Annotated in this window: 14 protein-coding genes and 2 pseudogenes; 6 read left to right on the forward strand and 10 right to left on the reverse strand. The window is 69.2% G+C overall.

What is annotated here, in order from left to right; all coding sequences use genetic code 11:
- Positions 1–211: 211 nt before the first annotated feature.
- The 10 genes and pseudogenes from GA0070606_RS02425 to GA0070606_RS02470 form a co-directional block, all read right to left on the reverse strand.
- Positions 212–2,047 (reverse strand): ABC transporter ATP-binding protein, encoded by a 1,836-nt coding sequence (locus tag GA0070606_RS02425; RefSeq protein ID WP_141721535.1) that lies wholly within the window; start codon positions 2,045–2,047, stop codon positions 212–214.
- Positions 2,044–3,516, reverse strand: coding sequence for an alpha/beta hydrolase family protein (locus GA0070606_RS02430; RefSeq protein WP_091094852.1), 1,473 nt, complete (start codon positions 3,514–3,516; stop codon positions 2,044–2,046). Before GA0070606_RS02430 ends, GA0070606_RS02425 begins: the two co-directional genes overlap by 4 nt.
- Positions 3,509–4,285 (reverse strand): hypothetical protein, encoded by a 777-nt coding sequence (locus tag GA0070606_RS02435; protein WP_091094853.1) that lies wholly within the window; start codon positions 4,283–4,285, stop codon positions 3,509–3,511. The genes GA0070606_RS02430 and GA0070606_RS02435 overlap by 8 nt, the downstream gene beginning before the upstream one ends.
- The gene (gene adfB / locus GA0070606_RS02440) at positions 4,275–4,478 is read right to left on the reverse strand and encodes an actinodefensin-associated protein B (protein ID WP_141721537.1); all 204 of its coding nucleotides are present in this window, start codon (positions 4,476–4,478) and stop codon (positions 4,275–4,277) included. The genes GA0070606_RS02435 and adfB overlap by 11 nt, the downstream gene beginning before the upstream one ends.
- Positions 4,479–4,483: 5 nt before the next feature.
- The gene (locus GA0070606_RS02445) at positions 4,484–5,890 is read right to left on the reverse strand and encodes an asparagine synthetase B family protein (RefSeq protein WP_141721539.1); all 1,407 of its coding nucleotides are present in this window, start codon (positions 5,888–5,890) and stop codon (positions 4,484–4,486) included.
- A gap of 44 nt (positions 5,891–5,934) precedes the next feature.
- A complete protein-coding gene (locus GA0070606_RS02450; RefSeq protein WP_218105949.1) occupies positions 5,935–6,303 on the reverse strand; it encodes a lasso peptide biosynthesis protein in 369 nt (122 codons plus the stop codon).
- 986 nt (positions 6,304–7,289) lie between these two features.
- Positions 7,290–8,330, reverse strand: a complete 1,041-nt coding sequence (locus GA0070606_RS02455) for an ArsR/SmtB family transcription factor (RefSeq protein ID WP_218105952.1) — start codon at positions 8,328–8,330, stop codon at positions 7,290–7,292.
- A gap of 540 nt (positions 8,331–8,870) precedes the next feature.
- Positions 8,871–9,087: pseudogene (locus GA0070606_RS33830) on the reverse strand (IS630 family transposase); the annotation flags it as partial.
- Positions 9,088–9,400: 313 nt separating this feature from the next.
- Complete coding sequence (locus GA0070606_RS02465) at positions 9,401–11,902, reverse strand: phospholipase D-like domain-containing protein (protein WP_091094857.1); 2,502 nt, start codon at positions 11,900–11,902, stop codon at positions 9,401–9,403.
- The gene (locus GA0070606_RS02470; RefSeq protein WP_091094858.1) at positions 11,899–13,416 is read right to left on the reverse strand and encodes a hypothetical protein; all 1,518 of its coding nucleotides are present in this window, start codon (positions 13,414–13,416) and stop codon (positions 11,899–11,901) included. Before GA0070606_RS02470 ends, GA0070606_RS02465 begins: the two co-directional genes overlap by 4 nt.
- 840 nt (positions 13,417–14,256) lie before the next feature.
- Here GA0070606_RS02470 and GA0070606_RS02475 point away from each other — a divergent pair.
- The 6 genes and pseudogenes from GA0070606_RS02475 to GA0070606_RS02495 all read left to right on the forward strand — a co-directional run bounded on the left by GA0070606_RS02475 (position 14,257) and on the right by GA0070606_RS02495 (position 24,839).
- A complete protein-coding gene (locus tag GA0070606_RS02475) occupies positions 14,257–14,460 on the forward strand; it encodes a hypothetical protein (protein ID WP_141721543.1) in 204 nt (67 codons plus the stop codon).
- 33 nt (positions 14,461–14,493) lie between these two features.
- Positions 14,494–14,652, forward strand: a pseudogene (locus GA0070606_RS33950) (transposase); the annotation flags it as partial.
- 480 nt (positions 14,653–15,132) lie between these two features.
- Positions 15,133–16,773: a Hint domain-containing protein gene (locus tag GA0070606_RS02480; protein WP_141721544.1), complete on the forward strand. Its 1,641-nt coding sequence runs from the start codon at positions 15,133–15,135 to the stop codon at positions 16,771–16,773.
- A 4-nt stretch (positions 16,774–16,777) separates the two neighbouring features.
- On the forward strand, positions 16,778–19,876 hold the full coding sequence (locus GA0070606_RS02485; RefSeq protein WP_141721546.1) for a fibronectin type III domain-containing protein: 3,099 nt from the start codon (positions 16,778–16,780) through the stop codon (positions 19,874–19,876).
- Entirely contained in the window at positions 19,873–23,760 is a 3,888-nt protein-coding gene (locus GA0070606_RS02490; protein WP_091094862.1) for a hypothetical protein, read from the forward strand. The genes GA0070606_RS02485 and GA0070606_RS02490 overlap by 4 nt, the downstream gene beginning before the upstream one ends.
- The gene (locus tag GA0070606_RS02495) at positions 23,760–24,839 is read left to right on the forward strand and encodes a ComEC/Rec2 family competence protein (protein ID WP_091094863.1); all 1,080 of its coding nucleotides are present in this window, start codon (positions 23,760–23,762) and stop codon (positions 24,837–24,839) included. Before GA0070606_RS02490 ends, GA0070606_RS02495 begins: the two co-directional genes overlap by 1 nt.
- The last annotated feature ends 6 nt before the right edge of the window (positions 24,840–24,845 follow it).

Here is a 24,845-nt window from a genome sequence, read left to right on the forward strand (position 1 = left end):
CTCTTCATGGCTGAACTGGATCGAGGCCGAGTTCGCCGCTGTGCGTTACTTTGCGCTCAACGGCACCGGCCACCGCAACCACCCGGAGCAGGACAACGCGACGGCAACTACAACCGCTGGCGCAACCAGCGAGCCCGTCCGAAATCCGGATTCGCCACCGAATCCAAGATCCGCCACCCCGATTACCCGCCCATGGCTGCATGACGGGGCACTAGCCAAGATCACCGGAAACCTCGTCGACGAGGTGGTTCCCGTCGAGGTACCCCGCTGCCTGAGTGAGGAAGAGGTCAGCGTAGCGGCCCTGAGTACGCATGAGTTCGGCGTGTGTGCCTTGTTCGATGATGCGACCGGCGTCCAGGACATAGATGCGGTCGGCGCTGCGGACGCTGGAGAATCTGTGTGAGATGAGCAGGACCGTGCGCCCGGCGAAGAGTTGGCGGATGCGGGCGAAGAGGTCTGCTTCGGCCTGTGGGTCCAGGGCGGCGGTGGGTTCGTCGAGAATGATGAAGGGAGCGTTTCGGTAGAAAGCACGGGCGATGGCGAGTTTCTGCCACTGGCCACCCGAAAGGTCTGTGCCGTTAGTGAACTCGCGCCCGAGGACGGTGTCATAGCCGTCGGGAAGACCTTCCACCAGAGCGGCGACACCGGCGGATTCGGCGGCGCATCTGATCCGGCTGTCATGGATTTGGTCCTCGACGCGCCCGAACGCGATGTTGTCGTGCGCCGTGAGCTTGTAGCGGATGAAGTCCTGGAAGACTACGGCGCAGCCATGGCGCAGTTGGTGCATGTCGTTGGCTGGGCGGCCGTCGCGGTCCAGACGCCCGCCGGTGGGGGCGTACAGGCCGGCGAGGATCTTCGCGAGGGTGGTTTTTCCGGAGCCGTTGGTTCCCACGAGGGCGATGATTTCGTCCTGGTGCAGTGAGATGTCGATGCCGTGCAGGGTGGGTTGATCGACGCCGGGATAGGTGAACGTCAGATCGCGTGCACGCAGCGTCCGGAACGGCAGAGCGGGTTCAGCGGGCCGAGGCGGTGGCACGGTGGCCGCCGCCGCGAAGTCGTGCAGATCCTTGAGGAAGTACAGGGACTGGCCCATGTCGTTGAGCATGCGACTGGCCATCGTCATCCGAGTCGACAGCAGCCAGAGTCCGACCAGGCCGGTGGATGCGCCGGCCAGGGACACCCTGCCGGTATCCACCAGGGCCCAGACGGTGGCGATGCCGCCGACGATGAGGGCACTGGACACGAGCCTGGCGACGATTTCGCGTCCCGCATGGGTGCGGATGAGGCTGATCATGCTGGTCAGTTCTCGGGCGTATTCGCTGTCCCAGCGGGCATGGAGGGTGGCGCCGAGGTTCAGAGCCCGGATCTCCTTGGCCTCGTCCCGGCCAGTGAGCAACTGCTCGAAGTACTGGCGTCGGCGGTGGTTCTCAGCCAGGGAGTAGTGCATTGCGTACCTGGCATCGCGTTCGTCTTTCGCGGCCTTGAACAGCGGCAACGCCGTGAGAGTCGCCAGTGGGAGCAACCACCAGGCAATGGTGATGAAGACGCCCGCCACGGCCAGCACTGTCAGCGCCGCCTGCATCATCGTGACCAACATCATGATCACCATGGCCGGCTTGTGTCGAGCAGCGTGTACGGCACGCTGCAACCTGTCGTGGAAGTCGGGGTCTTCGAATTCCCCCAGTTCGGTATGAGCGGCGGTGCGTAACACCAGTGAGATGACGTGCCGGTCGACCCGGTCGGTGAGGATCTGCTGCCGCATCCCACTGAGCGTCAGTAAAATCCCGCCCGCCGTGCCGAGGACGATCAGCGCCACCAACCCGGAGACCAGCGTTGTGAGGTCGGCTCCGGCACCGCCCCTGCCGGCCAGCGGCATCACGTCATCGATCATGTCCCGCAGCAGCAGCAACGCACCGGCCAGACCGACCGCGGTGGTCAGTTGAAGCCCGGCCACAGTGAGGACACCCTGCGGGTCCGCCGCCCAGGACATGCGTACGGCCCGTATCGCCACGCGGCACAGGTCCCGGGAGGTGAGCTTGGACGTCACCGGGTCCACCGCATGATCCAGTTGCGGTGCTCGGTGCGTAAGAACGCGAGATGCTCGGCGTAATAGAACGCGTGACCCGCGCCGGGTAGGAGAAGCAGGCGGGCAGTGCCACCGTTGGCGACGATAGCCCGGTAGAGCTCGACGGATTGTTCGGGCGTGGTGGCGGGGTTGCTGTCCTTCGTGCCGTGAGCCAACAGCACAGGCCGATTCAACTGATGGGCGAATTCCAGGGCGCTGAACGCGCGGTAGATCTCCGGAGCCTGCCACAAGTGGCGCTTCTCGTGTTGCCAACCGGTCGGGGTGAGAGTGCGGTTGTAGCAGCCGCTGTGCGCGATCGCTCCCCGTAGCTCAGGGATGTGGGCGAGGGCGTAGAGGGCGAGGGTGGCGCTGAAGCTGTGTCCGCCCACCAACACCGGACCATCGATGGTGGCCAGCGCCGCGCGGACTGCTCCCACTATCTGCGGGTGCAGGGATTCCACCGTGGCGTCGGGTGGCCAGTGCAGCGGCAGGTCGAGGTTCGCGACCCCGTAACCAGTGTCCAGCAGCGGTGGCAGCGTCACCGTACCTGTGGGCCGGGTATCGCGTAGCCACAGAACCGCTACCGGCCCTTCCCCGTGCTGGGTGAGTCTCGCCTGGTGATGCCCGGTGTCGATGGTGATCGACATCGGTGAGGTGATCTCGGGGGCCGGTGCGGTCCGACCTGGCGGCGCGCCTCGGGGCAGGCGGTGGTGAGTCTTGGTAGCCCGTCGAGGCGGGCCGGAGCCGTCCATCGGTACGGTGAGGCCGGACCAGGACAGGCCGTCCTCGGAGGCGGGATCGTCCTCGGCGTACTCCACATGGAGCTCCCCGTCCAGGGCGGTCAGACGCCGCACCACCAGCGGGTCGGTCAGTCCGATCGCCTGGCCGGCAGGCGGGTCCAGTGCCGCGGGCCGGGCGGCGACGACAGCGGCGAGTTCGGACAGGGTGGGCTGGAACTTGACGTATCCCGGCCCCGTCGCCTCCAGCGCGACCGGGTTCCCGTGTGCGAGCGGGGTGCTCGTCGGGGGCGACGGGATGAGCACGACGAGGCGGTCACCCACCCAGACGAGGGGAGGCCGTGCGAGCGACGTCGCGGCCCGCACCCGGTCGAACACCGTGACAGTCCGGGCGGCATAGTCGGCCACCCACGGATGGGCATGTCGGTCCCGGACCACCAGCCCGGCGACGAGAGGCCGGTCGAGATGCCACGCGAGTGGTGCGGGCAGCACGTTGGTGACCGGTAACGTCCATCCGGGGGACGTGTCGTCCGGGTGGATCTCGATGCGGGTCAGCGGGGCCCGATCGGATGCGAGCCCGACCAGGTCCGGGTCCACCCACCGGTCGCGCCAGCACACGGTGGCAGGGTTCGCCTGCGATATCGAGGGCTCGATCGGGGCGGTCAGCCACGCCCACGGTCCGGTCGTTGAGCTTTCCCGCCAGCTGTCAAGCATGTGCGGTGACGACGATCGAGTTGATCAGACCCTTGACCGAGCCGATTCCGGAGACCGGTTCGCCGACGGGCTTTCCTGCGGCGTCGAGGCCCTGCGCGCAGGGCAAACCCATTTTCGCCATCGGCCCGGGTAGCGCGTCGTGGGGTCCGAGCACGGTTTCGGCGACCGCGTCGCGGCGAGCCGGTTCCATCCCTGCCACCAGCTTCTTCAGCGCCCGGCAGGATGGGCACGACTCCGAGGTGTAGAGCTGCACGCCGTACACCGCGTCGACGGATTCCACGATTCGTTCGTCCTTCGCTGCGTCGGTCGTACGGGCACGATGGTCCACTGCGAGGAGCACACCGGTGATCAGGGCGGTCGCCGCTGCCGCGAACACGGCGCGCGACGGTGTGTGGGAGCCGGGGCCCATCAGCAGGGCGACGGCTGCCAGCAGTACGCCGACGGCGTTCCCGAGGACGTGGGTGTGGCCTACCGAAGCTAGCCGCGCCAGTCCGAAGCAGGCGCACTTCCGGCCGCGGAGCGTGTGGGCCCCGACGGTCAGTGCCAGGTACGCCACCAGGCCGCCCAGCGCGGCAAGGCGCCCGGGCACCACAATGAGAAGCACCGCGCCGATCAACTCGGTGCCACCGATCAGCCGCGGACCGTGGGGCGCCGCCAGCAGTCCGCTGCGAATTGGCCAGGACAGTTTCTCGGCCGGTGCCGCGAGCTTCGCCACCCCGGAGGCCACGAGGGGACCGGCCAGGACCGCCACCAGCAGATCAGCCAGCATCGCTGCGCACCACCCATCCGGTCGCGATCAGGAACTGCGCCAACTGCCCTTCCGACGTACCGTTGGCCAGCAACTCGTTGATCGCCAGTCGCTGCGGCTCATCGCACTCGGCGATCGCCAGACTGACGCCGTTCACCAGAACCGCGCCGCCGTACGGCAGGGGAGTCAGGCACACCCGGGGGGCAAGTTTCACCGTGCTCATGATTGCCGTCGCATCCAGTGGTCGGTCCAGATCAGCCGCAGCAGGGGCAGGGCGTTCTCCATCATTCGCCGAGGGTCATGCAGTGCTGCGGCGACCTCTGTGGCGTCGATGACGCCGGCCTTCGCCAGGGGCGACTCGGCGAGACCCGCCGCCAGCTTGTCTCGCTGCGCATTCAGGTGTTCCGCTGCGGCCAGGCGCAGCCAGTAGCCGGGTGCCGCCCGTCGCACCCCGGTCACGCGGTGCTCGTCGATCGCTTGCCACAGGGGCCGGTTGTTCCGGAACATGCCCCGCTCGACTCGGCCGATGTCGCCGGCCGACAGCGCAACCACGGCGGCGAGGACCTGCGGAGCGAGAGCCGGCAGCAGCGCGCCGGCTTCCCCACGCTCGGCCAGAGCGGCGTCAGCCCTACCGAGCGCCGACGGCAGGGACATGGTGTGCTCCTGCCAAAGCGGGAGGCGCAGCTGTCGCGCGATGTCGTACTCCTCTTGGCCTGCCGCGGTCAGACCAGGCACGAAGTACTTCTCCGCCGGCCGATCTGGCTGGGAGTCGTGCTGCCGCCCGCCCGGTGGACCATCCCCCGCGACCATCCGCGCATGCACGGTCTGTTCCTCGAGGAGCCTGCGCGCCTCGGCCAGTGTCGGCAGGGCTCCGGCCACGTGGAACGGCTCGCATTCGAGCAACTTGTCATCGCTGATGTCGGCCTCGGGCAGGCGGATCGACACCAGGTCCTCCAGGAGCGTCCCGGCTGCCAGCGGCAGGTCCACCGCCCCGGACATCCTCGCGATGAGGCGACGACGCACCTCCACCTCCGGCGTCGGCGGTCGTGGTAGCTCGGTGGCAATCGGATGATGGTCGAGCAACTCCGAGACATCCATGGGTATCCGTCGCAGTTCTAGGCCGGGGATCCCGGGTAGCGGCAGGGGTGCGAAGGCCGCCCCCAGATCCGCGTGCACCAGCACCGGCCGCTTGCCCGCACGCTGTGCCGCCACCGCCAGAAAGGTCGAGGAAAGCCCACCGCTGTAGGCGATTCCGAACTCGCCATCGGGCAGCACCGCCCCGACCTCGTCGACCAGGCTTCCGGAATCGGGCAGCCGCGGCGCCTGTCGCCCTACCCGGACCCCGGCGGCGTCCACCCGCACCACCGATCCGACCGTCAGTCGTTGGACCCCGGGCACACCCAACGCGTCATCCGGAGCCGGCACGATTCCGTGCACCACCGCGAGTAGATCCCACGTCTCCGGAGCGGGAATGCCTGCGTCACCTGCGAAAGCCGCCAAGCTCTCGCCCCACTCTAGCCCCGACGGGTCCATCCGGTAATAGAGCGACCTCGTCGACGGCAGTTCGAGTGCCAGTTCGAACGAATTCTTCGATTGCACGGCTCGCAACCCGGGAAACGTCGACATCGGACCGGCTGTCCGGATCCCACTACTGCATATCTCTACTTTGTTCATGCTTGGTGTACCTCGAGATATGTCTCCTTGACGGGAAGGGAAGTGCTGACCACTTCGCCGTCACACTCCACCCATGCGTAGAAGCCTGCTGGGGGGGTCGCCGGCACGATCTCCCTGCCCAGGTGGAACGAGGCCGGGAAGCCCAGAACGCGCAGCCCCACCGTCACATACAGCGCGTCCTCCACCGGGTCCAGAAACCCGACACTCCTACGCTGCTCCACCCGCAACGAGGCCACGACGTCGTCGACTCGCTGCACGGAGCGAACGGGTACCGTCTGCGGCCACGATTCGATCTGGTAGGCCCCGGCATCACCCCGTACGGACTCCAGAAACCTACGCGCCTCCGTGGCCGCCGCGCGCACCATCGCGCCCCCTTCCTTTGCATTCATGTCAGGTTCGCGTCACAGTGCGGATGCCTGCATCGATCGTGCCGGGCGGGTCGCTCACCGAGTGGCCCGCCCGGCACGCCGTTGCGTGGTCGGCGCTGCAAGCCCAGCATCGGCACGCGTCGACGACCGAGATGGACGTGCCTCAGCCTGGACGGCAGTGACCGTCCGCCGACCAACCATCGGTGAGGCGGCAGTAGTAACCGTCACAACACGTATACGTGAAGAGGCACATACCGCCATTCGGTACACATTCCTGAACCACCGTGGACTGGGACTCGAACATGTGCTGCTGAAGGCTGTTGCTCGCCAGCCTTTCGGCAATGGAAGTCATGATCATACATATCACCTCCCTAAGATGAGTTTGTCGATCCGTCAGGGATCTAGAAGAAGTCCAGCACGACCACCTGGGTGGTGTCGAGCATCTCCTGCCACTCGATCCGATTGGAGTCGAATCGACGAGGTCAGATGGTCTGCGCATTTTCTCCTCCCGCAAGGGTGCCTGAAGGAGTGTCGTACTCTGTGTGGCCGCCGAGCCTCCCGGGCGCCAAACCGTCCATGCGGCGACAGCGCCGGCGCGATGATGTACGTGGCGCGAACCGAATGCTCCGGGCGGCAGTCATCCGTCGACTTTCCCGTGACGGACGACGCACTGGTGGTTCGAGCAGCGAAAGCAGCACCGGGTTGCGCAGCGGATGCTGGACCCGCTGCGCGAGAAACCGCACCTCGCGCAGCGGCGTGAGCCGCAGTCGTCGTCGGCGGGGGGCGGGGCTCCCGGCGGGTGAGCGGTGCGGGCACCGTCGGCGCGGGCAGTCGGGGTGTGACGGCCGGAGGTAGGTCGATGGCCGGAAGCGGTTCAGCGTCACCGACACCCCGGGGCCTGCTGGTAACCCATCTGAGGCGGCGCCAGGTCCCGGCAGGAACGTGATGAGGGGAAGCGCGTTCTGGTGACCGACACCGCACCCTCACCCAGCCCGACCGACCCCCCTCTCGAACACCGCCCGAAGTGGCGATCGGCGGGTGAGAGCGTTACCCAGAGGGCTGCGCCGATACAGCACGCGCTTGCCGTCACGTCGGCGATGAAGCAGGCCGGCCTTGTGCAGGATACCCAGATGATGAGAAACGGTTCCGGTGGATAGGTCATGGCTGCGGGCGAGATCGGCAGTGGTGTGCGCGATGTCCAGGGTGGCCAACAACGCGGCGCGGGTCGCGCCGAGAATCTCGGTGAGGTCTCGCGGCATGGGTCTGATCGGTCGCCTTCCCGACGCAGCGGCGGCTGCCCCGGCAGCGAAGTAGATGGCCACGGTGTCGTCGGGACGGTCGGCCAGGAGGATCCGGTCGCCCATGAACGCTGAACCGACACACCACAATCCCGCTCTGGCGGTTAGCCGGGTCCGTGGCGGCATGTCGACAAGAAGGGTGTCGCCGCTCCAGGTAAGGTGTCGGCTCATGTCGGCGATGACCGCCTGAACCCCGTCGGCGGCGAGGATTCGCGCCCGGTGGTCGAACTCCGACTCTAGGTCGGCCCGCAGCCCGTCCCAGTACGGGGCCAATGCCGTCGCCCAGTAGGTCCTCAGCTCATCGGCCAAGGCAGCCATATAGGCGCCCGCGCCTCGCGCCTCGAGCAGACGGGTGGCCAACGGCAGTGCCGGGCCGGCGCACCCCGCTTGCCTGGCCTCAGCGATGGCGCCGGTCAGCTTCTCTCGGATTGACTCCGTCGGTGTGGTCACCAGCGCGTGCAGTTCCTCGTCGAGGGAGGTCGAGCCGCCGGCCACCACCGGTAGAAGGAAGTCCGGCGGGCATCCGCCCACCCCGATGATCTCGCGCAACAGGCACGGTCTGCCCGGCGCCAGCCGTCCACGTACATCGCTCCACCACCGCCGAACCCAAGGTGTCTGGTCGCCGCCGGTGACCGCCCACAACGACAGGGTGGCTTCGGCCACCATCGACCAGCCGAAGCGGACATTCTTAAGCCCTTCGGCGGAAATCTCAAGTACGTGCAACACTCCCACCCTTCGCATCAAGCCGTCGGCTGGTGGAGCGCGTCGAACGTGCCGGGGTGGACGTCAAAATTGGGTCGAGCAATATCAGTCTCCTCTCGGAAAACGCATTTCGGCTAGATCTGCATTAGGCTGCCGCTCATCCGGCGAAGCATGATTCACTAGGGGGCGCGCGTCATTCCCACGCACGACGCTGCGCCCCCGAAGACCGCTAACCATGTTCCGACAGACAGGCCGACACATTTCACGGTTGACAGGTTGCGATACTTGTTTACTCGCCCGCAATCTTTCCGAACGACATCGAACGATCTCGAACAGCTGATGGTGAGTTACCCGGTCGCCGTGGACGCGGGGTGCACAGCCGGTGATGCCCCGACGGGTGCCCCCTACCGGCGCTGCTCCAGGACGCCACCACTACCTGCGTGGGTCGTTCGCTCGTCGATACGACCGGACGCCCTCGCACCTGTCGTGGCCGACCCTCACCGCACCCGGCGGGACATCGAGTGTCGAACGCTAGTGCTCTGACCACGAACGTGACGGTGTTGGTCAGGCTGCGGGGGTGGCGGGTTGGCCCCGGCGTCGTTGGCGTTCGCTGCGGATGCGGGCGCGTTCTCGGCGTTGGGCGGCCAGGATGTCGGGGCGGCGGGCGTTGGCGTTGCGCCAGCGCAGGTAGGCCTGCAGTTTCCGGGGCAGGGCGAGGTGGTTGAGGTGGTTGGAGCCGGATGACGAAGGTGCGTAGTGGCCCGAACTGGGCGGGCGCCGGCGCGTCGCCGCGGCCGCGCCGCGGCGCCTCGCGTTGCGTTCAGGAGGCACAGGTCGGGGTGAAGCAGAGTTGCTGCCGGCGACGCGGCCATCCGAGGCCCACCCGGTAAACCAGGACGTGCGTGCCTCCGGCAATTTCCGGGTCTACGCCGCCGGGCACGTTCTGCTGCACGAGTCGGGCGTGGCCACGGCGTTCCTGACCGCCTCGCCCCTGCTCCGATGGCCCGGCACTGGGCGCACGTGCCCTACTGCACGACGCTCCTCACGCAACGGCCGCCTCGTCCTGTCAACGCACGCGGGCAGCGTTCGCCGACTCAGCGCGCCGGGCGACCGGCCTCTGCCTGCGTGAGGGCTTCCTCGACCGTGGCCGCCGTCCAGGTCTTGTCGGCGGGACGCAACGGGGTGCCACGGGCGAACACGGCGATCCCGGTCAACAGCCCCGTCCGCAGCTCCGCCCGCCACGCCGGTCCCGACCGGGTCACCAACAGCAGTCGCCGGCGATTCCACCAACCGTGGGTTTCCGGCCCGCCTTCGGCCACGACGTGGACGTCCGGGAAGTCACGCAGGGCATCCAACGCCGCGATGACGGAGTGGCGCGCACTCCGACCCGCCTCCACGCGCACGACGCCGCGCCCGTCGACGTGAGCACCGGCGAGTCGGTCGACCGCGTCGTGCAGTGCGGTGCGGCCGAGGATCCACCGAAGTTCGGCCGTGACGTCGGTCTGCTCGAACAACAGACCGAGGGTGTGCCCGCCGAGCCCGTCGCGATACCGCTGGACGGTCTCCGGCGGCGCGGATGCGAGCCAGTCCGCCCATTCCCGGTAGGCGACGCGCAGTTCGTCGAACTGTCCGGCCTGCTGGCTGTCGGGCTCGTCCTGCAGGTCGACGCCTCGGCGTAGCGCCACGAGACCGATGGTGGCCAGGGCCGCGTGCTCGCCGTCGAGGCTCTCCTCCTGCTCGGCCTCCCACAGCTGCACCAGGACCCAGTAGAGGAGGTCGGCCCACTCCGGCGCGTCCGGCCACAGCCCACCGGCGACGAGCAGGAGCACCAGCCGCGTGACCGCGAGCTTCGCCGGCAGCGGCCAGTCCTGGGACGTGTCGACCAGCGCGGAGACGTCGCGTCGGAGCCGGGCGCGTTGTTGTGGGGTGAGGGCATCCAGCACGCTGGCGAGGGTTTCCGGCGGGCCTGGGTGCGGTGCCTGTCGGGTACGCCGGGCGGACGACCGCGGGGCCTCCGGGTCCGTACCCTCGAAGATGTCCTCGTCGTCGGCCGACGTCGGCGTGCGGGCGTCGGTCAGGCCGAGGGCGAAGCGGAGCAGCGCCGGGCCCACGGCGGACGCGACGCGATTCTCCACCTGGCGCCGCCGGCCTCCGGTCGGCGCCTGCGGGATCCGGTCCGGCCGCACCGAGGCCAGGTGACGCAGCGCATCGAAGAGCGCCGCGGTGTGCGCCGAGTCCGCCACGACCTGCGGCAGGGATGTGTGTTCCAGCGGAGACGGCCGGTCGATGCGCGACAGCGCGGCCGACACGTCGGTGACGAGCACGCCGCGACACTCCGTGCCGTCGTCCGTGGTGACGTGGCTGACCGCCTCCCCGTCGCTGGCCGCCGTCCAGCCGTCCGGCGCCACGGCCGCGTACACGTGGAGCCTGCCCGTCTCCCGATCGTGGTCGAGTCGAAGGCCGTTGACGGCGAGCCAGCGCGGCGGCGTGCCGGCCGGGCCGACGAGCACGGTCGCCTCCACCCGGTCGCCGAAGATACGGACGCCGAGCACCCGCAGGCTCTCCGCGTCGGTGCTGGCCGGTGCCGACGGCTGTCGAACCTGCAGCCGCGCCAGGTCCGAGACGGCCACCGTCTCGGCGGCTTCCACGGTCACCACGGGAGCGGTGAGCGGCGTGACGACGCCCAGCTCACAGTTGCCGCCCGCCGGCATGGTCCTGGTCAGGGCGGCGTGGCTGCAGTTGGCGCTGCCGGTCAGGGCCCAACCCTGGCCGGACGACCACCACTCGACGACCTTGCCGTGGTGGTAGCGAGAGCTTGCCGGCGTGCTCACGACGGCGTCGGGCACCCGTTTGACCACCCGGGCGAGACTGTCCGGGTCGCACTGCACGTCCCGGGTGAGCAGCAGCCGCACCTGCTGGGGCCGAAAGCGGTCGACGAGACGTCGCAGCGCGCCGGCATCGGGATCGAAGAAGGGCGCGGCCACCGCGAGCTGCGCCGCCGGCCCGACCGGACGGGGAAGCTGCTCGATGATCGGGCGGAGCGCCGTGGTCACCAGGACCGGCTGGTCCACGCCGGGATCGGGTGGACGTGTGGTGAGCAACTCGGCGACCCGATCGAGGCGATCGCGGCCGAGATCCTCCATCCACACGTCTTCGGGCAGCCGCCGCAGCCAGTCCGCGAGCTGGTGGAAGAGCGCGGGCACGGTGGGCCCGACACCACGCATCAGCGTCCAGACCTCGGCGTTGTGGTGCCATCCCGAGGCGGTCGCGTTGCCGGATCCGATGGCCACGACGGTGTCCGTCTCCGACGCGATCACCACCAGCTTCGGGTGGAACGCGCCTGCGCCCTTGCAGACCACCGGCAGAGCCAGGTAGTCGGCGGGCCCGGGGCGACGGGGGCCTTCGGTGAGATGGTGGGCGTCGAACAGAACGGTGGTGCGGGCTCGCACGGCGTGGGCGTCACGGAGGCAGACGTCCTCGAAGAAGGACAGGTCGCAGGTGTACGTCAACACCAGGACCTCCTCCGCGTCGGGGATCAGCCGGGCGTGGAGCACCGCCGGCGGGGCGGCGCCGAGCAGGTCTTCCCAGTCGGTCACCGGACCACCTCCACGTGGCGACCGGCCGTCCAGGTGTCCGCGGAGACGGCGAGGACGCCCAGTTGTCGCAGAAAGCTGGTGAAGGTGGGCAGCCGTAGCGACACCGCGCCGCTGCCCTCCTCCCCCTCCAGCCGCCATCGGTCCCCGACCCGACGCAGCCGGGTGGGCAGGCGCAGCCCGGCCCGCGTCCACTGCATCTTCTGGCGGCTCACCGCTTCGGCCCGCTGGAACAGGTGACCGGCAAGGTCGACGGCCGCGCCGGCAAGTGGACGATCGGCGTTCTGGTGCAGCCACCTCGCCACGTACTCGGGGCCCAGGTCGTCCGGCAGGGTGCCGACGAACGCGGCCCGGCTGACCGGATCGAGGTGCCCGAGCCGCTCGGCGCCGACGGCGAGCATTCGCAGCAGGTCGAGCATCGTCCAGCGGTCGGCGTTGCGCGGATGGTGGTTGAGGTCGTGCTCAGCCGGCAGCAGGGTGCCGGTGCCGGCATCGACCATCGCGGGAAGACCATCGACGAGTGCCTGCTGGACGGTGCCGTCGGGTAGCTGGCCGGCGAACCGCTCGATGGCCTGCGCGCGCGTACCGGGCCGCTCGGCGAGGGGTGAGACGAGTTCGGCCCAGATCAGCCGCCACGCCCACACCGACCAGTTCCGCAGCAGAGCGCCTCGCCAGGTGCGAGCGTGCTCGTACAGCTCGTCGGAGCCGAGCAGGTCGCGCAGACCGGCGGTGAAGCAGCACCGGTCGTCCATCGCCATGTCGAGGGACTGACCGACCGCGCGGCCTTCGAGCGCGCCGACGAGCAGCGCGGCGCTGTGGCGATGGGTCCTCCCGGCTGCCCGGTCGCCGTCGCGATCGGCGAAGTACGCCCGCCGCACGCACTCCCCGTCCGGCGCGTCGCCGATGCCGCACAGGCACAGATGGCGCAGCCCTCGCAGTTGCCGCCGGGAGAGCGGCTGTTCTCGACCCGCGACGGTCACCACCTCGTCCAGGGCCGAGAGCAGCCCTTCGTCGGCTGCCGGGCCCGGTGCGGGCACCCGGCCGCCGTCGGTGAGCCCGACCAGCAGCTCGATCCCCGCGTACGTCTGCAGGTAGCCGCCCGGCACCTGGCTGTAGGTGGCGGCCAGGCGGCCGACGTCGGCGGCGTCCGTCTCGCGTAGCTCCTTGCCGATCGTGTTGACGCCGTGGGCCCCGAAGTCACCGGCCCTGGCCCGGTGTTCGTCGGGCTCGTCGAGGCCGTGGGCGACCGAGACGGCACCCAGGACGACCTCGGCGCGGCGGACGAGGTCACGGAAGCGGTCCTGGTCGTGCTTCGCGGTCCAGCCTCGCCTACGCGCCTCGATCGCGAGGCGGGCGTGCAGCGCGACGTACCGCGCGTGCGGCGTGGTGGTGATGACGCCGGGGACCAGCGCGGCGGCGTGGGAGCCGATGACCGTCTCCACGGCGAGGGGCTGACGGCCGGTGTCCTCCGGGGTGTCCGGCTTGGCCGTCCATGCCGGGCCGAGAACCGGTGTCACCGAATCGTCCCCACGTCCAGCGATGCTCCGAGAAGATCCACCGCGCCACACAAGCATTCGGCGTCGGTCGCGGCCTCCGAATGACGGAAAGCCGACACTCCGACGCTGCAACAGCTTGATGACTCGGCGGCACACCACGCAGCGCCCGCCACCAACACCCACATGCGCACCAGCCTGGTCATCGACGCCTTGGACGCCGCAGTCGCCGCCCGCGGCGGCCGGGTCGAAGACGTGATCTTCCACTCGGACAGGGGCGCCCAATACGGCAGCGGCGCCTCCGCCGACGCCTGTCGTCGCCACGGTGTCCCGGCTCGTCGTACGACAACGCCTTGGCCGAGGCGTTCTTCGCCACCCTCAAGCGTGAACTCGACGTCGGCCGCCGACGGTGGGCAACCGAGGCCGACTCCCGCCGCGACGTGTGGGAGCCAGACTTACGCCCAGCGCGCTTGCCGTACCAGTCTCACCAGACTGAACCTGCCCGGCTGGACCGTCAGCACCCGCGACGGTCAGGCCCTCTACCCCACCGCGACTACACCGTCCAGGGTCAACTCCTGCTGCCGGACGGTCCGCCACTGATCACCATGCGACTCTACCTATCCCACGCCGAGGAAGCCTTCAAGGAAACAGTCACGGTGCCAGCGGCGACAGGTGAAACTGAGGAACCAGACCAAGCGCCAACCCGGAGACGTCATGACTGAGCGTTCACCTCAACCAGCTAGTGAATCGGGAGCCAAGGGGTCAATGTCACCTCCCGAGAAACCCAGGAACGCCCCTGCCGTCACACAGGACGACACTCCAGACCCCACTCAGAAAACACGGGCGATCACAGGGATGCTAGTGGTGGTACTGGGCGACCTGGCCATTGTCGCAGTAGCGATCGCCGGCCTCTTCTTATTAAAAGAGGAGACCGGGGATGCCCAGTACGCCGCCGTCCTGACCAGCGCCTTTGCCACGATCAGCACCATGACGACCGCGTACTTCGGGATTCGCGCAGCAACAAATACCGCCCAGACGTCAATTACTGGGAACAAGAGCGAGCTCTAACCAAACGGGCCGGGCATGAACCGGTCGAGGGAACGCGACGTCCTCGGCCTGGGGGTCGGCGACGGCGGTAAGACGGCCGAAGTTCTCGATGCAGATCCTCACCGAGCACAAGAACCCGGCACCGCCGACGTCCGCATGGCGCTCTGCGACGGGCTCGAAGGCTTACCGGATGCAATCGCCGAGGTGCGGCCTGGCCTTCGAAAGACGCCTGTCATCAGGCCTTGAGTCGTGGCGCCACGACACCCGGTGGCCCAGGTGGATCCACCAGCTGCTCGGCTCCTGACGGCGGGTCAGGAACGGAGGCGGGCCACCAGGTAGTCGAGGAGCACCCCGGCACCCAGCAGCACGACCACGCCCGGGGTCCCGGGCGGTACCGGTCGCGGCTGCGGTTCAACTCACTGCCGCCAGGAAGGGCGGGGTGCCGTGAGCCGATGCGTCTCCGACGGCGACGCGATGGCCGACTGCACCGTCGCGTGGTGCGCTGCGGAGGGACCGTCGCCCGAGGGTACGGACGGCAGGAGAAGGGCTCTGAACTGCGGTTTCAGCCCATCGTAGCCACCCGACGGCATAGCATCGGGGCAGCCGACCACGGATCTCACACGGCTGGGCTTCCCTCGTCGAGCAGCAGGCCGAGACGCGACCGCCTCGGTGCCGGACCGAGGGGACAGCTCAGTGCGACCGACCGAAGATCCGCGGTTTCTCGCGGCCACATCGACGATCCTGGCCCAAACCAGCGCGGCCGAGGGAACATCCGTCCCGCACGACCCGACGGATCCGGACCATGTGGTGTACCTGACCGGCCTGATCGAATCCACCGGCCGGACGTCGGAACGCTACCCAGGGCTGTTCGCCAGCATCGAGTCCCGCCATACGGCGATGACGGTGCGCGGGGCGGCCGACCAGCCCGGTGACTTCACGGACGGAGAGATCGTCGACTACGTGGCGCCGTTGACGGGAAGCCTGAAGACCAGCGCGCACGCGCTGCTGACCCGCACCGCACCTGTCGCCCGGATCTGGTGCCACCTGAACGTCGTCAACGCCTCGGACACGACGATCCTCGCCCGTGGCGACAACGAGGTGTTCGGGCGGCAGACCATCGAGGTGCAGACCGACGACGACGAGGCGGTGTCGTGGCCGGCGGGCGGCGACATCCGTGCGGTGCTGACCTGGTGCGTGGACTACCAGGACGGTTCGACGGTGACTGGCTACACAGGAGACAGGTGGGCTTTCCAGACGTCCGGGGATCCGACCGTCAGCGCCCCTGCCATCCGCGGCGGCCGGCACACGGGCGACCTGACAAACATCGTGATCGGGCTGTCCCGAGGGCAGGGTGGCGCGGATGTGGACTACTGGTTCTGGCAGAACGATCCGGGCAACAACACGCTGGTCGTTCCCTTCGCCGGTTCGATGTACTTCACCAAGAAGATCGCCAACCTGGGGAGGGGGAACCCACGCCTCTCCTTCTATCTGGCGCGCGCCGAAGGCGGCATGAACGAGCTGAGCGCTGCGAAGACGGCGAGGTACCTGGCCGGATTCAGCATCAACCCCAACGATCCGAAGCGGCTGGACTTCTCCCTCTTGCCCACGGAGAAGGACTCGGGACTGGCAATCCTCTTCGGCACGAGCCCGTGGGTGTCGGACACTCGCACCTTCTTCACCGCGAAGGTGACGGTCGACCTGTTCGACGGTACCGTGGCGTGGTCGTCGGTGTTGAGCTCCACCAATCCGGACAAGAACCCGACCGACGGCGTCACCTACATCAAGCCCATCAAGTACGTCTGGCACTGCCTGGCCGCCGGCACCCAGGTCACCCTCGCCGACGGCCGCACCCTGGCCATCGAGGATTTCGACACTGATCGGGTGGTGCGCTGCGGTGACGGCAGCGAGCAGCCGGTGCAAGCAACCCTGGCCCAGCCGCACTGGGGCCCGGTCACCGTCGTCACCACCACCGGTGGTCGTAGCCTCACCTGCTCCCTGACCCACCCGGTGGCGACTCCGACTGGTCTGGTCCAGGCATCGGAACTCACGTCCGGTTCAGTAGTCCGCACCGTTGACGGGCAGGACACCGTCGCACAGGTGGGCAGCGCCGAGCACAGCGGCGAGCTGCTGTTCAACCTGTGGCTCGGCTGTCCGGCCGAGCGGTCCACCTTCTTCGCCAACGGGTTCCTCGTCGGCGACTACCAGACACAGGCTCGGATGGTCCAGGAGCCCGACCCGGCCGCGCTCCGGGGCCGGCTACCCGAGCGGCTGCGGGTCGACTACGACAGCCACCTGGCCGACCGGGAGACCGCGGTGGCGCGGCGACAGGGATAGCGACGTGCCCGATCCGTTGATCCCTGGCCTACCGCTGGTGCAGTCGCTCCGGCGGACCCGTGGAACCCTCACCGTCCTCCTGGAGTTTCCCCCTGGGAACGAGGTGACCGCCGGGCTGTTCAAGGGAGTGGGCGAAACGCCGCTGGTCACCGCGACGAACACCGACCTCGGCATCGACCTCACCTACGACGGGTATGAACCGCACGTCGAGTACTACGTGGCGCTCTCCTTCGGCGGCGATCGGTGGGGGCTGCCCGTCACGGTCCTCTGGCAGCAGCCGGCCCTCGGCGCGATCTCGATCGACGACCGGTACGTCGACGTCGCATGGACGCTCCCCGAGGGACCGGTGATCGACGACGTGACGGTGGCCCTACGCCAGGACGACGGCCCCCTGGTCACCAGTGTCACCTGTTCCGGCGGCACGGCTCGACTCCCGCTGGCCGCCGCGCTGGCGACCGGCGGCGTGTACCGGATTCACCTCACCGCCCGGCGGGGCGTCGCCACCAGCGAACCGGTCAGCTCCGAGCCCTTGATCCTGCAAGCGCTGGGGATCAGCGAGGTGCGCTACGAGCCAGGTCCGCACGGACCGTACCGGATCGATGTCACCGCAACCTGTGCGCCGAGCGGTCGGCTCGTCGCTGAACTGCTGGCCGGCACGACGGTGGCAGCGGCCGAGGGTCAGGACGCGACCGCGACAGTGTCCCTGACCCCGCCGGTGCCGCTGGATCCGGCCACTCGCTGGCAGCTCGCCCTGCGCCACCGCAAGGGCAGCATCACCGGACCGCCGTCGGTGCCGGTGGAGATTCCGCTGCGGGCCCCGGAACTGACCGGTGCCAGCTACGACGGCACCCACTTCTTCGCGTCCTGGCAGGGTACGCCCGGCGCGAGGGTGGTCGTCACCCGGCGGGACACCGGCGACATCGTCGCAGAAACATCATTCCGGGTCGCGTCCTGCGGCCAACTGGCGCCCAAGCCGGCGATCCAGGTGGACAAGACGTACGACCTCACTCTCGCCCCGATCGTCGGTCAGGCGTACGGGCCCCCCGGTCCGCCGACGCCCCTGATCGTCGCCGCACCGGCGCTGAAGGCGGTGGTTGCCGGTCAGGGGCAGGTCGTTGTCAGGCTGACCGCCGATCCAGCCGCTACCGGCACCGAACTCTCGATCACCACCGCGGACGGTCCGACGCACACCGCTACCGCCGGGGTGACCGGCGGCTACCTCGCGCTGCCAACCGGGCTGTCGACGGAACTGTCGGTGGCCGCACGGGCGGTCGCCGGTGACGTCGTCGGTCCCCTGTCGAAAGCCGTACCCGTGCTGTCCGTACCTCCGTCGATCACGGAGGTGACCACCGGCGACACAGCGGTCACCGGGAAGGTCGCTTCCGCACCGGACAGCCGGCTCCCGACGCCACAGAGGGCTGTCACCCTCCGGGTCGCCGGGGTCCCGACGGGCGTACCGGTCAACGCCCAGGCCGACGGCAGCTTCTCGGTGACGCTGCCGGACACCGGGACCGCAGCCTTGACCCTGACCGCCGTGGTCAGCGGCACCAGCAGCTCAGGGGCGACGGTGACCGGGCCGTCGTCGCCGCCGGCGCCGGTGACCCGCGTGACCCCCGCCCGGGTCGACGTTCAGTACGACGGCCGGTCGGCCTGGGTGCAGTGGCCGCCGGTCGACACGCCCGGGCTGACCGGCTACCAGGTCACACTCCTGAACGGTACGACCCCGGCGGGCAACCCGGTCACGGTCACCACCACCGGCGTACGGCTGACCGCCGCACACGATCCGACCCGCAACTATCAGGTCACCGTCCGGGCGGTCACCGACAGCGGGCTCGGGCCGGCGACCGCCGCCGTGCCACTGTTCCAGGCCGGCTGGTACCCGTCGGACGACCGGACGAAGGCCCCGCACCTGCGCCCGTTCACCGTAGCGGCGATGACGCCGAGCAAGATCAAGGTGTTCCTGCCGAACCTCTTCGCCGGCAGCCCGAGCGGCGGCCTGCCGGACGTGTCGCCGTTCGTCCTGCAGGCCGAGGCGGCTCCGTTCGGTTACACGCTCACCATGCCGGCGGAATCGATCGTGTGGCAGTTCGACGGGCAGCAGATCCGGTCCGGTGTGCGCGACGCGTGGAACACGTTCCAGAGCGCGTTGAGCACCGCCCGGCTGACGCCGCTGGGCTGGCACATCCTGCGGGACGCGGTGTCCCGGTCCATGCCGCAGACCTTCGATGAGACCCTCAGCTACGCCTACGGCTTCGAGCCGGGCACCGGTGTCATAGACCTGGTACCCGGGATGATCCTGCGCGCCGACTTCGGCCAGTACCAGTGGATCGGTGCGGACGCCATCGCCTCGAAGTACCTGGACGGTTATGTCGGGTCGCAGCGGGTCGAGTACGAGATCGGGTCGTACGTCAGCGGGGGTGAGTGGCTACCCGGGTTCGACGCGTTCCTCTCCGCGATCGTCGGCGCGAACGGCACCGAGGTGCCCTCGCCGAACAACGACGGAACCCGCTACAGCGGCGGTGAGGGTCTACCCGACCTCTACTATCCGCAGTTCCGCCAACCGTACCTGAGGCTGGTCTATCCACCGAAGATGCTGGCCAGCGGCAGCTACGACGCCCGGCCGGCCTGCAACATCGCGCTGCTGGCCGCCGGTGACCGGGTCAGCCTGAGTGCCGCGACCACCAATCTGCGCCAAGGGCAGCCCACGGGCGCCGGCGTCGCCGTGGCCTACCTGCGCGGCCGGGTGACCCTGACCGCCTGCGTCCGGGTCTGGCTGGACGGGACGCCGACGGTGGTCCCGGTCGGCACCAGGGTCGGCAATCTGCTGGAGACGGCGGCGACCCGCCCACCGGTACTGCCCACGCAAACGGTCACCCCCGGGGTGCCGATCAGCGGCCTGACCCTGACCCGGGCCACCGGCTACGCCATCACCGATCCGTCGACCGGATCCGACGGCTACGCCGTCGGCGCGGGCATGCCTGTCCGGCTCGACTGGGGACGGGGAATGGCGTACGACGAGTACCGCGACTGGCTGTCCCTGCCGCTGCTGGCCGGCGACCGGATCAGCACCGGCGGCCGGGGCGCTGCGGGCCGGTCGCAATGACGGCCGCCGGACCATCTCCGCCGCCCGAGCCGCGCTTCACCCGGGTCGGCGCCACCCCGTTCTACTGGCTGGACGGAGCGGCACGGCAGATCGGCTTCCTGGCCTCCTCCGGGTCGCTGGCACAGACCTGTCCGCTCAGCACGACCTGGCAGGACCCGGACGGCGTCTACCTCTTCACCGGCGTCGCACCGCGCGACGACAGCAGACTCATCGCCGCGCTCCCCGGCTACCTCAAGCGGATCGGCTGGCCGGCCGGCCCGAAGTTCCTCTGGCTGGATGATCCCGACCTCCCCGTCTGGGTCGGTCAGAGCCTCGACCTCCAACGGACCGCCGCCGGCTGGACCGTTCGCCGCCGCGCGGACGTGCGCCTGGCCACCTACCTGCTCCGCGTGCCGAGCGGATCGTCGGTCTCGCTCGGCACCGCCGAACAAGGCTGGGGTTTCGTGTTCAGCGGCGCCACGGGACCGCCGGGGCATTTCCTTCCGCCGGGCGGCACCTACGACATCGACGGGGACCTGCTCCTGCCGTTGGCCGGCGAGCAGGCCGGCTGCTGGCGTTTCACCATCACATTGGCCAGCCGCGGCTCACCTGACGACTTCGCCCAACTCGGCGTGGGCCTGCGATTCTTCCACCCGGCCCCGCGACTGCCGGGGGACGCCGGGGTGGGCTGCCTGCACCTGCCGGTGCTGACCCAGCCCGCCGGCTCCGCGCTGCGCCTCGATGTCGCACTCGATGCGCTGCGACCGACCGATCCGGACCGCAGCCACCTGTCGTTCTTCCCGCCGGCACAACCCGGCCGGCAGGTGGCCGGTCCGGACGGAACCCGGCCGGGGCCGCCCGGCGGCGACGGCGGCACCCCGGCACCTGGCCCGCCTACGATGGCCTCCGGACTCACCACCGTGCTGGGATATCCGGCCAGGCTGACCCCGCTGCCCGCCCAGGGCAGCACCCCCGACGCCCGCCTGGTCTTCGCCGTCCAACCCGCGCAGGTCGGCCCGCCGCCGGTGCCGGTCGACTACTACCTCGCACCGCAGGGGGCATTCCGCCTCACCATCGACGCCCCGGCGCAGCCCGCCGCCGGCGGCGACGCCGCCGCGGCACAACATCGACTGCTGGTCGGCTCCTCCGGACTCGAGTACCTCGGCGTCCCCGCCGACCACGCCGCTGTGCTGCACTTCCTGCCCGGCAGACCAGCGTTCGCCCCGCTGAGTGACGCGGCGGACCAGCCAGCACTCACCACGCTCGGCACCACATCCTGGGTCTGGCTCAGCGCCGACGCCGACGTGGGCTACTACGCCCAGCCGGAGGACGCCCCGCTGTACCGGGCCGCGGCCGGCACGGGCGACGCGGACGTACCGAATTTCCTGGACTACCTCGAGCTTCCGGCGCTGTTCCTGGCCCCGCAGGACGGGCGGCGCTGCTTTCCGCTGGCCCCCTATCGGACGCTGCCCGCCGACGAGGTTCCGGCGGCGCTCGCCGTCGAGCCGGCGATCGCGGCGGCCCGCCGCCAGGCACTACTCGCCGCCGATGCCACGGCCTGGGCAACGCCGGCCGGCGCCCTCCAGACCGCCACCGGTCCGTCCGGCGACGCCGGGGGGACCAGCGGGTCCCCGCTCGTCGGAGTGACCCCACAGGGCCTGGCGGTCGGGGTCGCGGCCGACGGCACCGGCTGGGACTGGGTCGGCATCGCCAACGACGACCCCGGCAGCCCGGCCGTACCAAGCCTGGTCCTCACCCAGGTCAGTGGCGCGCTCCGGCAGGCGCTGGCGACGAACCGGCTCTTCCTGGTCGCGGCGAACCCGCAGACCTTCCTCAGCTGCACGTCCGTGCCGTACCGTCTGACCTCGGAAGGGATCGCCTCCCTGCGAGCCGCCGGCAAGGTACCCGGCGAGGTGCTCGACGCGGTCGCGCCCTGCGTGGGACACCGGTACGACACCGAGGCAGCATTCGACGCGGCACTGATCGCGGCGAGCCCACACGCTGCGTCGTACCTGGACGACTTCCACCGGCAGTCGGGGCTCCTGCGCCCCCGCATCGGCGACTGGAGCTTCCAGCTCTCCCCCCGCAACTGGGCGGAGCCCGACCGGGGCGACCATGCGGCACCCAGACCCGACACCATGCTGATCTTCAAGTTCGACGTGACCCGCTCCCTGACCGACCTGGTCGCCGACCCGAGCAGTTGGACCTGGCCGGAAGCTGCCACACCGACGGGCGGCAAGCTGGGCGACACCCGCAGCCGGCTGCAGGCCATCCTCCAGGCGGCCGAGGCGGCCGTCACCACCGTCGCCGGGACCGGCCAGACATCGCCGTACGCGAACTTCGTCGACCTGTGGCACGACCCGGGCTGGACCGGGATCCTCGCGCTGAACTGCGCCACCTCCCTGACCGACCTGCCCGGGCCGCTCCAGGCGCTCGCCGGCGGGATCGACAAAGGACGCTGCTACGCACACCACGTCGGGTTCGGCCTCACCCCATTCGACGCCCCCGGCGGCGTCCTTCGTTTCGGACTCACCTCGACCTTCGGGCTCATCGACTACGCCGACCCGACCGACCAGTACTTCGAGGACAACCGCCCCTACATGTTCAAGGTCCTGCGACTGTCGGCCGGGTTCCGCAACTCGACGGTGACCAGCTTCTCCAGCCAGGTGGAGCTACTGGTCAACCGCCTCTTCGGGGCACCGACCACGCGGTATCCGACCACCCGCGGCAACAACCTGGTCCTCTCCGGCGTCCACCAGCGCCGTCAGGACGCCAGCGGCGTCGAGCACGACGCCTACCTGTTCACCGCCGACCAGGAGAGCACCTTCGCCGTCCAGGACTCCGCGCTGCGCTGGGTAAGGGTCGACACCGTCGACCTGGTCACCACCAGACCGTACGACCCGCAGCGCCCGCTGCAGAAAATCGTGACGAGATTCCAACTCGGCGGACACCTCCACTTCTACGAACCGGACGGATTCGACCCGTTCTCCTACGGCCAGACGCGGCAGCAGGAGGAGGCCGGCGCAGCCGTGACGGCGCAGACCAGCGGGCTCTGCTTCCGTAATCTGGTGGTCCAGATGCAGTTCGCGATGGGAGACCCGCAACCCGAGTTCGCCTTCGTCACCGAGACCCTGGCCTTCGACCCGGCCGGCACGGCGGCCCGCCCGACGGCACTGCAGGCCCGTTTCCCGCTCGCCCTCAGCGGCTTCCTCAGCACCCCGGACCCGGAACTGGCCGAACCCGTCGTTACCCTGCGCGCCTCGCCGGTCCGGACCACGCCGACCGGTCCGGCCGGGCCGCTGCTCACCCTGGGCACCGAGCCGGTCGACGACGAGGAGAGCACCACGCCGCCGGAAACCCTCGGCTACGTCCCGCTGCACGCGCCGGTCGACCCGGCGCAACTACGGGACCCCTGGTACGGGCTCGTCTACGACCTCGATCTCGGTAGCCTCGGCGCACTGGCCGACAGCGTGCCTTTGACCGTGAAGCTGCTGGTCGCCTGGGGCTCCGGGGGCACCCGGGACGCCCCGGCCGTCTACCTGGGACTGCGCCTGCCGGGAGTGGCGGACGCCCTGGGGGTCACACTCCCCCTGCAAGGCGTCCTCACCTGCGGGTTCAAGTCCACCGAACTGCTGGTCAGCGGAGAGGGTGACCACCGACAGTATCTGCTGCGGCTGCGCAACTTCGCGCTCCGGCTGCTCGGTCTCACCTTTCCGCCCGGACACAACGACATCCTGCTGGCACCGGACCCGACCGACCCGACGTCCCGCCGACTCGGCTGGTACGCCGCGTACGCCCGGGACGACGACCCGAAACAGGCGAAGCTGCCGTCGCGTACCGCCCGGCTGGTGGCCGCCCGCCGGCTGCCGGCCACCGCCCTGGGCGAGGCGCGGAGGGACGACTGATGCCGGCGGACCACGTCGATGTCATCGCGCTGCACTGCGACCAGGGCATGGCGACCATGGTCAAGATATGTGACGCCGCCGATCGGGTTCTCCACCTCATCCTGATCGACTTCGGTTCCACCTGTACCAGCAGATGCGCCCCGGAGGACGTCGTGCTCGGCGTGCTGAAGACCATGGCGCACCCGAAGATCGATGTCCTCATCGTCTCGCATCAGGACAAGGACCACTGGAGCAAGCTCCCAGCGCTGTACCAGAAGGTGCATGACGCCGGACTGACCTGGCAGATCGACTACACGTACTACGGCGGCAAGGACTGGGGGACTTCGGCGACCAAGGCGCAGTTGACCTGGCCGAACGCGATCCCACTCCAGGACGATTACAGCTCCTATTCGACAGTGGGCGTCAAGCAACCACTCTTCTCGCTCGCCGGTGTCACGTTCTACGTACTTTCCGCCAACATCTCGGACGCCGGAACGAACGTGAAGAACGGCACCTCGGCGGTCATTGTCATCGAGTACGGCAATCCCCTCCGCACCGCCATCCTGACCGGCGACGCCACCATAGATACCTTGGTCTGGATAAACAACAAGCTCGAGCCGTGGCAGAAGAGTCCGTACGGGAGCCCGATCACCAACTGCTGGATGCTCGAGGTGCCACACCACGGGGCGCTGGCAACGCTGACGACCAACGCGGACTGGTCAGCGAAGACCACCACCTTCGTCAACTACGTGACCCCGTTGAACATCGTGGCGAGCGCCGGCGCCCACTCCCAGTACAGCCACCCGCACAAGATAGTGCTCGACCATTTTTCGACACATGTGCGTGGCAACGCCCCCCTCCATTACCACGTCTACTTCGACGACGCCAGCACGCGGTGGGTCGAGGAGCAGTGCCAGAAGGGAGTCTTCACCACGGTCCTCCGGCTCGACGGAACGTTCCTCGACCAGCGGTTCACCATTTACCACGACGGGAGGGTCACCTTCCACATTGGGACGGCCCCGGGCGCTGTCCCCGGCACCGGCCGGGAAAGTTTCGGTGCGCTGCCATTGTGTAGCCGTGGCCGGGTCGAGAACGGCTGAGTCAGG

This window comes from Micromonospora citrea, assembly GCF_900090315.1.
Taxonomy (GTDB): domain Bacteria; phylum Actinomycetota; class Actinomycetes; order Mycobacteriales; family Micromonosporaceae; genus Micromonospora; species Micromonospora citrea.